The organism is Pseudomonas sp. R3-52-08, assembly GCF_003851745.1.
GTDB lineage: Bacteria > Pseudomonadota > Gammaproteobacteria > Pseudomonadales > Pseudomonadaceae > Aquipseudomonas.
In genome coordinates, this window is sequence record NZ_CP027730.1 from 2281571 (window position 1) to 2294725 (window position 13155).

Consider the following 13155-nt stretch of genomic DNA (forward strand, 5'->3'; position numbering starts at 1 on the left):
TGGCTTAATGAACCTGTCCGGCGAACCGGCAAAGGAGTTACGTAAATGAGTTCGCAGATGTCAGATGATGACGAAGTAGCAGCGGATGTAATGCAAGCCGTTCTGGAGGGCGCAACCCTGCAGGACCTGCATGGTATTTCAGAAGGGCAAATGGAGAGCCTCTACGGCTATGCCTATGATTTTTACTGTCAGGGACGATTGGAAGACGCGGAAAAGTTTTTCCGGTTCCTGTGCATTTATAACTTTAACAATACCGATTACTGGATGGGGCTCGCCGCTGTATACCAAATGCAGAAGCGCTTCGAAAAAGCCTTGGATATGTACACGGTAGTGTTTGCACAAAGCAAAGCTGATTACAGCTCGATGCTGCATGCAGGGCAATGTCAACTTGCCTTGAGAAGAGTGGGCAAGGCTCGACGATGTTTTGAACTGGTCATTGAGCGAGGAACCGCTGAGTTGTGCGCAAAGGCACAGATCTATCTGGACGCGATGCGCCAGGCTGCAGCTACCAGCGCTAACGAGGATGATGATGAATAATATCAATGCGGTGAGAGATACGCGGGTTGTGGGTGCATACCTGAATCAGGAGCAGCGTGTGGACACCGAGAAAGCAAGTTTCGCCAGTCCGGACTTTGTCCGGCGGGCGCAAGACTCGGCGCAGCAATTGGCGACTGTGGTCTTGGGCCAGTCCACGGAGCAAGGCCGATTTGATCCGTCTGCACCGATGCTGCGTATGCCGGTACAAAATGAAAAAAAAGAAGGCATGAGTTCCCAGGAGCATTTCATGCTCGTGCTCGCGGCTGTCATGGAGCTTGTCGAGGGGGTCACCACGGCTACCCTTAAGCGCAATCTGGAAATCCTGCGATCGTTCGCCGCCGCGCACGCAGAAAGTAGCACCAAGCGTTCCGAGGAGTTTCAAGGCGCCGTGGACGCTGCGTCCGAAGCAATAACGGATGCCGAACAAACTGAAAAAAACCTGAACAGCGCACTCGGCGCTCAGAAAACGGCCCAGGGTGCGCTGGATCATGCGCAAGCCGAATTGGATGCAATGGATCCGGATGATCCGCTGTATGCAGCGGCGCAGGCCAAGCGTGATAACGCAGCCAAGCAACTGAGCCAGGCAAGCGGTCAAGTTAAAGCGGCTACCTCGGCGCACAACGATGCTTTGGTGAAGGCAAATGCCAAGCAGGCTGAAGCTGAAGCACTGAAAGAGCAACTGGAAGGAAAGCAAAGCCTGACAGGGCCAGACAGTGCCAACGCTGAAAAAACCTTAAATAATACCGGGCTCTTGCTTAAGTTGATGTTGAGCGTTGCGCAAATCATGTCGGAGGCGATCGAGGCGGACAACCAGGCGCAGTTTGAACTTAACAAATCAATGAGCAAGGCACGCCAAGCCTATCTGGAGAAAAAGTCCGACGAGTACCTGGAAGAGGTACGCAAGGCCGAAGAAATGCAAAAGGCCATGGGGTGCCTGGGGAAAGTATTGGGTGGGATCCTTACGGCAATTAGTGTCGTGGGCGCGGTATTCACAGGTGGCGCGAGTCTGGCAGTCGCAGCTGTAGGGCTCGCACTCATGGCCGGCGATATGGTGAGCAAGGCACTGTTTGACTTCTCCTTTATGGAGGCCGCACTCAATCCAATCATGGAGCATGTGTTCAACCCTATCGTTCAAGCGTTGGGCAAAGGTATCACCGAGTTATTAAAAGCTGTGGGTGTGGATTCGGCGGCAGCCGAGATGATCGGCATGATTACCGGCGCCATTCTCGCTGCGGCAGCAATGGTGGGCGCTGTCGTCCTGGGCGGCGCTGCTGCCGGCAAAGTAGGGGCGAAGATAGCCCAGAGCAGCATCAAGAAGAGCATTGAGCAAGCCCTTGGCAAATTGATGGATAAGCTGGTACCGGACCTAGTCAAGCAACTCGCACGTGGGGCCGGGCGTGGCATGGGCCAAGCTGTAAGTAAGGTCGGCACCCAGGCGCGTGAGTTTTTTGGGCTCAAGAGTGATGCGGCTTCAATACAGCGATATTCGAAAATACTTGATGGTATGAGCACGGGCGTTCAAACCGTAGGCGCGACCTCTACGGTATCAATGAATGTCGTCAAGGGGCACAGTGAAATGAAGGCTGCTGAAGCCTTGTCTGAAGTTGAGTTGAGTCGCGCGGATATTGAGCAACTTCAACAGATGCTGACTAAATTGATCCAAATGATCCACGAGGCAGTCCAGGACGTGCAGCGTCAGTTTATGAAAGCGATCGATAATCTGGAAAATCAGTTCGCAGTGGCGCACTCAGTCGTTAATAAAATTAACCGTTCGGTTTAATGAGCTTTGTCTATGTCTATTAATATTGGATCCGCCTCTCAAGGGCCCATTGTAAACACCAACGCGGTTGATGCGAGCCGACATAACGAAAGCCGTCTTGCGATCGCTGAGACGCTTTCTTCCGATGCAGTAATCTCTCGTGCACAGGTAACTGTCGAAAATCCGCAAATAGAAAAAATGCTGAACTTCATCAAGGAAGCCGGACTCGCTGAGCTACCCACACTGGCTGAGCAACAAAAGCTCAGGATTGCATTGTATGAGATGGTGCCTGAGGCTTTACGACTGGCCGACAAGCTCGGCCCTAAAACCGGGAATGTCGGGGAAATCAGCCAGGCAACCGAGGTATCCATCGAGAGCGATTTTGCAGAAGCCGTTCGCGCCGCAACTGAGAAACCGGAAAAAACTGAGGCGTTCCTGGACCCGCTGACGCTGACAGGGCGACAAGCGCTGCTGTATCAACTGTTATTGTTTGTCGAGTTCGAGGCGAGGGCCGCCAAAGATAAACAAAAATCAGCCTATGCGATCATGTCTTTCGAACAGATGCTATCAAAGGCGGCGGCCAAAGTTCAAGAAGGTAAACAACTGTTTCATGCGGCCATTGCCAACAGTGCAACGTCGCTTTCGATGACGGTGGGTGGTGCTGTCGCTTCTGCTAAAGCAATTCATACAGAAAGTGTCACGCTGAAAAAGAATAAAATGCCCGCGAATGACCTGGGGCTGAAGATTCAAAATAAGAATCTGACCATTGATTCCGGCGGACTTCAAATTAATCCCCAAGATAATCTTAAATCATTAACTCGTCACAAAGGAGCGGGCACCGAAGAAATGCAACTCGCGCCGAGTGGGCACCAGACGACAACGGAAGAGCGAGCAATCATGAAGCGCGACCTGCTTGATGATCAGGCGCGTGTTAATGAACTGGAGCAGATGCACCAGCAAGTCATGCTCAAAGCGGAAAAGCTAAAGCTGGTAGCGCAAACGCTGATGAGTAGTGGGCAAGTGCTGGGTATGACGATGAACAGCGCACTACAGATTGAAGCCATGGCCCTGCAGGCAGATCAGATGATTAAAGAAGCGGCCAGTTCGGTGATGGGCTCGCTGTCGCAGTCGTCTAGTACGGAAGAAGGCTATAGCCGCGATCTGATCAGGAAATTACTTGAACTTTATGATAGTTATCGAAAAGCAGATGTGGCTGCTTTGAATCATATTGCTAGCAAGATTTAAATTTAACTTCACTATCGGCTGGTATGGTCGAAATTAGGTAACGTATGTCTGATATAGCTGTTTTTACAGGGGCCTCGACGCGCTCATCCAATGTGTATGGGGCAAGTGAAACCGATTCGGTGCGCGCGGATGCGGTTAGCGCCGAATCAACAAGGGGAGTGGAAAGCTGCCGGGCTGAGAACAAAAGCCCCGAGCTTCTGCGCAGTGTACAGTTATGGTCGAATAGCGTCGAGGCACTTCAGCACAAGCTGAGATTGGTTGATATAAATAACGATGATGGCTCTCGAAAGCTGAGGGAATTGCTGGAAGAGGCATTTGTGTCTAAAACCAGTGCGCTGTTAAATCTAAAGAAGGCAATGTATTCTGGTGCTTTTGATTTGGGGAGGCTTGAGGCCTATATAAAACCGATAAATAGCGCGTTGCAATTAAGTTCTATAGGATCGTCAGATATGGGGCGAAGCAGTGAGGTTGAGAAAACTTTGGAGGATAAAATTGTAGAACTTATTGATCAGTTGGATAAAGAATATCAAGCATCTTATTTCTTTATTGTTGAGCAGTACGCTGAATTTTATTCTGACTTTAATGAAAAAATTACAGCAGAGATGTCGCATTGGATCGAGGGTATTGGCGAATCAGAAGTGAGGATCGAATTTGGTGCCATGAAGGTCGCATTGGACGCCATGATCGAAAAGTATAGCGATCAACCTACAGGTGTTTTATATCCACCTCAGGAAGACGGCTATGTAAGTGTCGTAAGCCGCGAAGAAGCGGAGAAATGGCTCTCAGAGCTTGGTTCAGGGGTTATCATTGAGAATGACGACGGCGGATGCATAATAATGATGGATCTTACTCCGTTAAAAAAAATGATAGACATGATGCCAAATCACGGTAGTCATATGGAGCCGGGAGACTGGTTTCGGTTTGACTCAGCGAAGTATTCAGCTTGGCAAACAGCTTTTAGCAGCCAAGAGGAAGAGCTAAAAAATACGCTTCAACAGTTCACAAACAAACTGGACTCTGCAGCAAGCTTGGTGAGAAGTTTTATTCAAACGCTGTCATCAAGCATTAGCGCAATCGAACAGACCAATAATCAGATTATGAGTAATTTGAAGTAGGTGGCTCTATGGAATCAATTTTTCCTTCAAATATCGCCAGACTGTATCCCAGAGATAACTCTTATAACCAAAATTATCTCGGTGGAAAGTTGGCTAGAGGGGTTAATACAGACAAACAAGTAAAATTTTCATCAGGTGCTGGCGCTACAGTGCGTCAACATCAATTAAGAAATTTAGTGGGCGCGGAGTCAGTGGACTCAGTACTTGAAAAGCACAGTAATTTGAAGGGTGCTTTGGATGAGTTAGCGTCAAATTACAGGCGGGCACATTTTTCTCCCGAGGCCAATAGTTGTTACCAGAAGCTTAGCGCTTCGCAGCTGCGTGAAATGAACGATTTGCAGCGGGTGATAATTGTGACTGCCGCCAATATGCCTTCAGTCGCCGAGAAATTACTTAGTGAGCTTAATGCCTTTTTGCAGGATAATGCAGATAAATTAAAAGGGGCAGTCTCGCTTATTGCGTCTGGCTCAAAGTCTGCCTCGCTGGTTGAAAGTTTTGATGCTTTAAAACAGTCTGTGGCGAAGCAGGTGCGTTATGAAGAAGCCAGCGGTTTTTATGCTGATGTTAATAAAAATTTTGGTAAGCCTGCTATCTCTGCATATTTGAAAAATAGGGGGGTTTCGATCCCTACTGATACTGTGTTGCCTGCAGATAAAATCATGAGCCAGGCGGCCGCTGAGACAATGGATAGTCTGAGGAGAACGAATACAGAGGGTAAAACTGGCGGTGTGCTGGATTTTTTTTCACTATCTGAGGTAGTAAAGTGCGTAATGACCGAGGTGGATCTTCGCCGTTCACTGATTGAGAAATCGCCGAAAGAGCAGGTGGGCGACGGTGGCTCTGGGACTGATCGCTCGACCTCCGCGCCCGAAAGAAGAGGCCAAAATGCGCCAGGCACACCAGGAATCACGAACTCAAATGTGCAGAATATTAATATTAGCGCAGATTTATTGAGAGCTCTGGCAGGCGCGGCAAATAGCCATGAGCCAACTGCCATAAATAAAAAAACTTCAGATCAGAGCGTGCCTGATGAATCAATACCTGCTGGAACTGATGCGCTAGACACGCCGCAGGACGTTAACGATAAGACGAATGTTGCAGAGCTGAATTCGCTACCGCCGCCGCCGCCGCCGCCGTCACAGTCGCCGTTGAATCGTAAAAGTTCAGTTAGAGCGCTAATTGAAAAGTTTGACGGAGATCGAAATGATACCCTTGATCGGGTGACTCTCAACAGCCCTGAACGCGATAAAAAAAATGATGATGTTGAACTCCGACATAAACTCAATCCAAACTCGCCAGCGAGTGTATTGAGTTTTGGAAATGTAACATACGCACCTTGGACTGATCGGGACTTTAGTAAACGCGGCAGTATTATGCTCGATGCGCGCGAGAGCCTGACTGCGATACTCAAGGCTGTGAGTTACTCTTTGCAGGTTTCTAGTACTGACACGAAGAACCAACGGCATGCTGTTAACCTGCTTAAGCGAGATTTGAGTAACTTTGATGATACCCAAAGTCTTTCCAGTGCCAGTTTTGAGACGTTAAGTCAAATGCTGAACAGCGGCCGCATGAATAAATTTGCATTGGATCTGAAAAGTGGGTTGAAGTCATTTGAAAATAACAATATCAAAATGCGACGTAACTATGAAAACGTGAGGCAAACAATGGAAAAACTGCAAGCATTATTCACGTTCCTTGAGTGATCAACTTCACGGCTTGTTCAAGCGCAGTAATATGAGGTGGAGGGCGGGGGGTGAATGAAATTGATCCAGTATTTAGTATGCTACGAGCACTATTAGCCTATCACTTCAGACTTGCTCAAGAAAAGATAACTAGCAAGACACTAATTATTGAGCAGCTTATGGCGGATTCGTTAGACTTGATTGATATAGGCTTGCAGTTGAATGAGGTATTTAAAATTGATTTGAATGTGTCGCTGGTAGCGACTAGTCATAGCGTGGAGGATATGTATTTGCACGTTAAAACAGCGCTCGCGCTGAACGAAAATACGTAAAGTAATGCCGTAAAGCGTCTTAAAATAATAAAAAATCCAATTATGCAACTTAAGCATCAATCATTCTATGAGCCTGTGCGCTACTAGTGCGTCAGAAATTTCTTGTGTCGTACTGGATGTTTCCGGCGCTATTGTGGTCGTTTCTTATCCACCCGGCGCCTTTCTTGCCTCTAGTATAGCTCCATCGATTTTGGGTAGTCGTTTTGGCGGCGCATTATACTGGCGAGGTTAGAAAAGTGACTGACATAGTTAATCCTTCTTTTACTGAAGATGTGGCATTTGGGAAGTGGGTTTGGAGAAAAAACAGAGGTCTTTGGTTAGGCAGTGAGTGTGTTCATTTGCCTCCTAAAGAATCCAGGCTCCTTGAACTATTGCTTGCCTCTGAGGGGCGGGAGCTGAGCAAGGATAGGTTGCTGGATAGTATCTGGCCACATCAGGCGGTGGGGGAGGAGTCTCTTAGCCGTTGTATTTATATCTTGCGCAAAATACTGCGCTCGTCAGATAGCAAAAGTTATATCGCAACCATCTATGGCAAAGGCTATCGGTTTGTTCGGCCTGTTATATCCATACCTGAAACCACGCACTCGATCGCGATTGCGCACTCTGTGAAGTTAACCCCGAATGGTGCCAGTAGTGGTCGTTCAGATTCCGCTCACGCGCCGTCTATTGTCACCGCACTTATCTGCGACACTCAAATGCTGGATGAGCTGGGTGGATTGCAGAACGGTCGACGTATGTGTTTAGAGCTGGTCAACCAGTGCGGCACCTTGACACTGCGCCGATTGAATCCCTCCGCTCCAGAGCCTATTGAACGGTTCACTTCTGGGGCGAGTCGGAGTGCTGCCTAAGCATGAGAATATATAAAAAAGTTGAACTTGCAGTCCATTCGAGCGCCGCACCATTGTCCGGTGGATCCAGGTTATTTGAAGAGTGTCCTGTTTGTCTTGTCAGCCAAAGACGCCTGCGAGAATCGGCCAGGTTCGCGGGGAGGCTGCTTTGACCCGATATCTCTTGGTCGGCCTGCTACTGTTGACAAGGCCTTCTTGGGCGGATGCTTTCTGCTGGGAACAGGTGGGAGCGTCCTACGACATTGAACCAGAGCTTCTTTTTGCTATAGCACAAGTCGAGTCTTCGCTGCGAACAGATGCGCTGAATCATAACCATGATGGTTCGCGGGATATTGGTTTAATGCAAATCAATAGTCGCCATCTACCGTGGCTCAGTGAGATGGGTATCGACGAAGGCCGACTATTAAATGACCCCTGCTTGAGCATCGCTGTGGGTGCCTCAATACTGAAAGAGTTTATTGGGCGCTTTGGCTATAGCTGGGAAGCTGTCGGCGCTTACAACGCTGGAGGTTCTGCTTCTAGGGCAACGTCACGGCAGCGTTATGCCAAGCGTGTCCAGGAGCGTTATCACATGATGCGCAGTGATTTGAATCTTGATGGATAATACTTCTATCCATCAAGATTTAATATCGAGTTGGCATTAATCTATGTCCATATCGCGCGATGTAAAACGGTGGAAGGGCAATATGTTGTTAGGCGAAAAAGAGCAAGGCACCACGGACTTCGGTTGCGTGCTACGTGTTCTGGATGGGCCGCTGTGCGGCTGTGAGTATGAGTTGCGTGATAAACAAAACCTGTTCGTCGTCGGTATGGAAAGAGAATTTTTCAACGATGAATCAGCCGTTTCCTTTCCTGAGCACTCATTTTATATACCGCTGGAGGGCAGTAGTAGTAATTTTGAAGTGCTTGTTGAAGAAACTGCACAGTCTGGCGTCATGGTGCGTATATTCGGTGAGGAAGTAGTAGAGCGATCTTTAACTTATCAAGTCATTCACAGTGTAGGTAGTTTGCGTATTGCTTTACGTCCGCTGGATGCAGACTGGGTTGACGGTTTGTTTGACGAGCCTGCGCCCGAAACGTTTGCACGGACAATTTCTAATAGGCTCTCGGTGAAGAGCGTAATTGCGATGCTACTAAGTGGCGTAGTATTGATCGCCTGCTTCTGGTGGGAAAGCCGGCCAACGCCAGTGGTGAGTGTGAAGTCTGTCGTTGGCGGGGTCAGCAGCCCTTACAGAATTATTAAAGGCCGCGATGACAAGATTTACATGTTTGCTTCAAGCGAGCGCGAGCTGAGCTGGGGGCGACAGGTCATGATGCGAAACAATAGTACTGGCATCGATGTGATGTCGATACGCGAGGAAGCAAAGCGTGTTGAAGGCGAGTTGCTTCGTCATTACCCCGGTTTAGCATTCCATCGACTCGATCTGAGTAATCCTGAATTTCCCCGTCTGGTTCTGAGTAAGGAGCGTGCTCACTTAGACTTGGCCGCTGGCGAGGCGCTTAGGACTTTCTTGTTAATGGACATGCCTTATGTGCAGTCAGTAAAAATCGAGCGACGCAGCGACCTGGAGCTAGAGGCACTGGCAAAAGATGGTTTGCAGCGCTTGGCTGTTCCATTTGAACGAATGCATCACCCGGCTGGCGTCACGTTTAAGGTTAGAGGTGCGTTGAATGACGGTGAACTAAATAACGTACGCGAGCTGGTTGAGTCGTTTTATCAGCAATGGGGAGGACGTTATGTTTCATTTGCGCTAGAACTCGATGACGATTGGTTGAAAGGCAAGTCCTATCAGCTAGGTTCACAAGGTTATATAAAAATGAGTCCGTCTTCTTGGTATTTTCCCGCACCGACTTAATAAATTTGAGGTAATAAAACATGGCAAACACTAATAGCCCTAAACCGGCAGCGCCTAGCGGTTGGTTGACCGAAGTTTCACAAGATTTCGATGAGTCGGTGACGGATCTTAAAAAGGCATTGGATGCTTCATTGGATAAGCTAAAGGGTGATGCTTCAGATCCCTCCCTACTTGCTGATTATCAAGCTCGGTTGTCGGAGTATAATTTGTTTCGTAACGCACAATCGAACACCGTAAAGGTATTCAAAGATATTGATGCTGCGATTATTCAAAACTTCCGTTAGTGCTTAATTGGTCTCCTTTTTTCACATCTTGGGGCCCCGTACCGGGGCTGGTTAAGTGTAGAGTGTATTTATGTCCGGCTTAGAACTAATCGCTTCTCCTGGCGCACAGGTGAGCTTTTTAAACAACCCCGCCAGTGATGCGTCAGAATCTTTGGAAGGCCGGCTTATCCAGGCCTTTTCTGAAAAAAGCGTGGAAGCAGAACACTATGTATCCGCAATCAACTCAATTTTGTCGCGTCCGGGAATGCTCAGCGACCCAGAGGTTCTCTTCGAACTGCAACAGCAAACCGCGAATTATAATCTCGATATCTCCATGGTCAGTACACTTACACGTAAGGCCGTGGGGGCCGTTGAGGCATTGATGCGCTCATGATACTGCGGTGGCTATTACTCGGATTGGTGTTCTTGGGGTTGGTAGGCTGTCGTCAGGCGGATCTGCTGGACGGATTAGATCAGCACCAGATAAATGCTGTTATCGCTGTACTGCAGCGTAACAATATTGAGGCGGTCAAAGTCGATCAGGGCAAGAATGGCTATAGCGTCCACGTCCGCCAGTTGGATTTTACCGCTGCAGTTGACTTGTTACAATTGCATGACCTGCCACCCAAGCCTCGGCTTGAGGTTGCACAAATGTTCCCACAGGATTCGCTGGTTGCTTCGCCCCGAGCAGAGAAAGCCAGATTGTTCTCAGCCTTGGAGCAACGCCTGGAACAAACATTGGCCACACTGGAAAAGATTGTCCGGGCCAGGGTGCACGTCAGTTATGACCTGGATGCCGGGGAAGGAGGCCGTAAGGCTTCGCCCATACATCTTTCTGCCCTGATCGTGCATGAGCGGGGTGTAGACTCACAACTATTGATCGGTGATATCAAGCGGTTTTTGAAAAACAGTTTTTCGGATGTCAGTTACGACGATATTTCAGTTGTGCTTTCACCTAAAAGCGAAATTCAGCACTTTGCGCCTTCAGCGGCACCCACGAATCATAATAAGAATTACCTGCTGGGCGGTCTGATTCTGATGGTCTTATTAGGCGGCCTATCGAGTGCTTATTGGTATTGGTCAGTAAAGCGACGCCAAACTAAGGCGGACCTGTGATGGATCTTGCCCCGCGGTTGAGACATATCATGTTTGATCCTTTGGCCTACCTACATCCAAGTCGTCTGAGCAGGACAATCAATCTTAGTTCTGCGCGGCAACGGAGCGCGCTTAATGGGATTTTTCTTGACGCACTACCCAATGCGATGCCGGCTACGCCGGAGGTTGATTCTGTGTATGCGCATTGGGTGAGATATTGGCACCGCCTGCCTCATATTGCTCTGGCTCTGGGGGCGCAGCAATTGCGTCAACACCTGGCGCAAGGAGGGACTTGGTTATGCCTGCCTGAGCAAGCCCAGGCCTTCGCAGCCTGTAAGCTTCGTGAAGCCCGCGAAGAGGAAAAAACGTCTTTGGTGTCTGTGGCCCAAGTCCAGGCATGTGGGCTTTCCGCATTGCTGGCGTGGAGAGAGTGGGTGCCTGAGGCACTGGTAGCACGGCTGCCGCTACTCTTCCCTGAGAAAATAGTCGAGCTGCAGGGAACCCAGCCGATACCTTCTGCTGATCTATTAATTTTTAAATTGGCTCTACAAAATGATCAGAATTATTCCCATTCACGATAACCTTCTGATTGAGGATAGCGTCTGGGTCGCCTCAGTGCATCTGCAGAAGCAAACGCAGGCCGTCGACATTCTTGACCAGGCGATTGCTCAAGCCAATAGCCGTATCCACGCGGCTCAGTGCGAAGCGGATGCAATTCATCAGCATGCTTTTCGCCAAGGGTATGACAAGGGCGTCTGCGCCCTGGCGCAAGATGTCGTACATGCAGTGGGTCAAGCAAGTGCTCTTCAGAAGCGTCTAGAGGTGATCTTGCATCGTACTGCTGTTGATTTAGTCGCAGACTTGCTGGGCCGGCCTGAGTGTTTGGAGGCCATGTTTGCCAGATGGCTGAAAGAGGGCAGAGCCGACGCCAGCTCGGACCAAGCTATGACCGTGGTATTGCCTCAACGCTTGGATGCGTGTGGTGAGGAGTTTGTGGCTCGTCTACGCTTGCATTGGAGTGGCACAATGAATGTCGAATTCGTCGACGGGGAATATTACCGATTTCGTTGTGACCAACAATTTGCCGAACTGAATGGTCGGGCTATCGGCGAAGAACTGGCCCCGGAATTGATGGTGAAATTAGGTCTATTGACGGAGCAGTGCGGGCGGATTTCCGGCGAGGTCCGGTCTGCTATTTTGCGGTTTACCGGGTTGGATGAGTCGATTTGTTTGAATAAAGGGATCACGGAATGAACATTGGTGCCATTCGCCCCGCTGGTAGCCAGGCCGTGCTCGCCGCTCAAGAAGCGATCCTTGACCTGGATCAGCGTGTGCTTGAAGTTGGTGCGCTATCCAAAACCTCTTTGGATGATCCTAATTTCGAAGCGTTCTACCAGAGGTTATTGGCTATAGCAGACGATGGTTTGAGCGGCGCAACAGTTTACGAGTGCTTACGCGCGTTTGAGGCTGATGGAGCGCATCCTTATCGCACCACTGAAACCCAGGCTGCAGTTTTGGCCTTGACCCTGCAGCGCCTTAAAGAGGATAGTCTCCAAGATACAGCGCTATATAAGAGTGTCACAGAGGCTCAATCTCGTGTTTTTTCGACGAAATTTATGGTTCAGGAATATATGCAGCAAATATTCATGGTGGCTGAAGAGCTGCCCGAATGGTGAGCTCACAATGTTGACGACATCGCGCCTGATCACTTCAGAGGTCGCGGGCGCAGTCGATCTTTTAATACCATTATCAGGTGTAGACAGTGGGAAAAATACTGATTGTTGATGATCATCCGATACTACGATTAGCTGTTCGTTTGTTGTTGGAGCGTGACGGGCACGAGGTGGTGGGGGAGGCGGACAATGGGGTCGATGGTGTCAGTTTAGCTCGAGAGCTGAACCCTGGCCTGGTGCTGCTTGATATAGGTATTCCGAACCTCGATGGGTTGGAGGTAATCGCCCGTATCCAGACATTGGCAACGCCGCCAAAAGTCCTGGTACTAAGTGCACAGGAACCTGCTTACCTTGCCCACAGGTGCATGCGGGCTGGGGCTGCCGGTTTTGTGTTTAAGCAGGAGGACCCAGCGGAGCTACTCGCTGGTGTGCGTGCAGTGTTGTCGGGCTACAGTTTTTTTCCTAGCCAAACGCTCAATGACGTTCGCAATGACGCAGGGAAATCTGACGAGGCTACATTGTTAAGTACGCTGACCGATCGAGAGCTCACCGTTCTTCGTTATCTGGCGTTGGGATACACGAATAAACAAATAGCTGATGAGTTACTGATCAGCAACAAAACGATCAGCTCTTATAAAATACGCTTGCTTGAAAAATTGAACGCCTCTAGCCTTGTAAGCTTGGCCGAACTGGCGAAAAGAAATTCACTGGTATGAACGTTTAAACAACCGCTTGCGGTAAAGCTCTGTC

At 49.2% G+C, this 13155-nt stretch carries 16 protein-coding genes; all 16 read left to right on the forward strand.

Annotation, left to right across the window (positions count from 1 at the left end):
• The first annotated feature begins 45 nt into the window (after positions 1-45).
• The 16 genes from sicA to C4J91_RS10725 all read left to right on the forward strand — a co-directional run bounded on the left by sicA (position 46) and on the right by C4J91_RS10725 (position 13121).
• The gene (gene sicA / locus C4J91_RS10650; RefSeq protein WP_124362265.1) at positions 46-537 is read left to right on the forward strand and encodes a type III secretion system translocator chaperone SicA; all 492 of its coding nucleotides are present in this window, start codon (positions 46-48) and stop codon (positions 535-537) included.
• Positions 530-2317, forward strand: coding sequence for a type III secretion system translocon subunit SctE (gene sctE / locus C4J91_RS10655; RefSeq protein WP_164484527.1), 1788 nt, complete (start codon positions 530-532; stop codon positions 2315-2317). Before sicA ends, sctE begins: the two co-directional genes overlap by 8 nt.
• A 12-nt stretch (positions 2318-2329) precedes the next feature.
• Positions 2330-3541, forward strand: coding sequence for an IpaC/SipC family type III secretion system effector (locus C4J91_RS10660; RefSeq protein WP_124362267.1), 1212 nt, complete (start codon positions 2330-2332; stop codon positions 3539-3541).
• A gap of 44 nt (positions 3542-3585) precedes the next feature.
• On the forward strand, positions 3586-4656 hold the full coding sequence (locus C4J91_RS10665; RefSeq protein ID WP_124362268.1) for an IpaD/SipD/SspD family type III secretion system needle tip protein: 1071 nt from the start codon (positions 3586-3588) through the stop codon (positions 4654-4656).
• Between the two features lie 8 nt (positions 4657-4664).
• Positions 4665-6359: a hypothetical protein gene (locus C4J91_RS10670; RefSeq protein ID WP_124362269.1), complete on the forward strand. Its 1695-nt coding sequence runs from the start codon at positions 4665-4667 to the stop codon at positions 6357-6359.
• 50 nt (positions 6360-6409) lie between these two features.
• On the forward strand, positions 6410-6670 hold the full coding sequence (locus C4J91_RS10675; protein WP_124362270.1) for a phosphopantetheine-binding protein: 261 nt from the start codon (positions 6410-6412) through the stop codon (positions 6668-6670).
• A gap of 236 nt (positions 6671-6906) precedes the next feature.
• Positions 6907-7518 carry a winged helix-turn-helix domain-containing protein gene (locus tag C4J91_RS10680; protein ID WP_256660166.1) on the forward strand — a complete coding sequence of 204 codons (612 nt, stop codon included), beginning with the start codon at positions 6907-6909 and terminating at the stop codon, positions 7516-7518.
• Positions 7519-7666: 148 nt separating this feature from the next.
• Positions 7667-8122 carry a transglycosylase SLT domain-containing protein gene (locus C4J91_RS10685; protein WP_124362271.1) on the forward strand — a complete coding sequence of 152 codons (456 nt, stop codon included), beginning with the start codon at positions 7667-7669 and terminating at the stop codon, positions 8120-8122.
• 82 nt (positions 8123-8204) lie between these two features.
• Complete coding sequence (locus C4J91_RS10690; protein WP_164484528.1) at positions 8205-9374, forward strand: PrgH/EprH family type III secretion apparatus protein; 1170 nt, start codon at positions 8205-8207, stop codon at positions 9372-9374.
• A 20-nt stretch (positions 9375-9394) separates the two neighbouring features.
• Positions 9395-9658: a type III secretion system needle complex protein gene (locus tag C4J91_RS10695; RefSeq protein ID WP_124362273.1), complete on the forward strand. Its 264-nt coding sequence runs from the start codon at positions 9395-9397 to the stop codon at positions 9656-9658.
• 70 nt (positions 9659-9728) lie between these two features.
• Positions 9729-10031 (forward strand): type III secretion system inner rod subunit SctI, encoded by a 303-nt coding sequence (gene sctI / locus C4J91_RS10700; RefSeq protein WP_124362274.1) that lies wholly within the window; start codon positions 9729-9731, stop codon positions 10029-10031.
• Complete coding sequence (locus C4J91_RS10705; RefSeq protein WP_124362275.1) at positions 10028-10753, forward strand: EscJ/YscJ/HrcJ family type III secretion inner membrane ring protein; 726 nt, start codon at positions 10028-10030, stop codon at positions 10751-10753. The genes sctI and C4J91_RS10705 overlap by 4 nt, the downstream gene beginning before the upstream one ends.
• Before the next feature lie 29 nt (positions 10754-10782).
• Positions 10783-11313 carry a secretion system protein gene (locus tag C4J91_RS10710; RefSeq protein WP_164484529.1) on the forward strand — a complete coding sequence of 177 codons (531 nt, stop codon included), beginning with the start codon at positions 10783-10785 and terminating at the stop codon, positions 11311-11313.
• Positions 11285-11986, forward strand: coding sequence for a hypothetical protein (locus tag C4J91_RS10715; protein WP_124362277.1), 702 nt, complete (start codon positions 11285-11287; stop codon positions 11984-11986). The genes C4J91_RS10710 and C4J91_RS10715 overlap by 29 nt, the downstream gene beginning before the upstream one ends.
• The gene (locus C4J91_RS10720) at positions 11983-12408 is read left to right on the forward strand and encodes a hypothetical protein (protein ID WP_124362278.1); all 426 of its coding nucleotides are present in this window, start codon (positions 11983-11985) and stop codon (positions 12406-12408) included. The genes C4J91_RS10715 and C4J91_RS10720 overlap by 4 nt, the downstream gene beginning before the upstream one ends.
• A gap of 86 nt (positions 12409-12494) precedes the next feature.
• On the forward strand, positions 12495-13121 hold the full coding sequence (locus C4J91_RS10725; protein ID WP_124362279.1) for a response regulator transcription factor: 627 nt from the start codon (positions 12495-12497) through the stop codon (positions 13119-13121).
• The last annotated feature ends 34 nt before the right edge of the window (positions 13122-13155 follow it).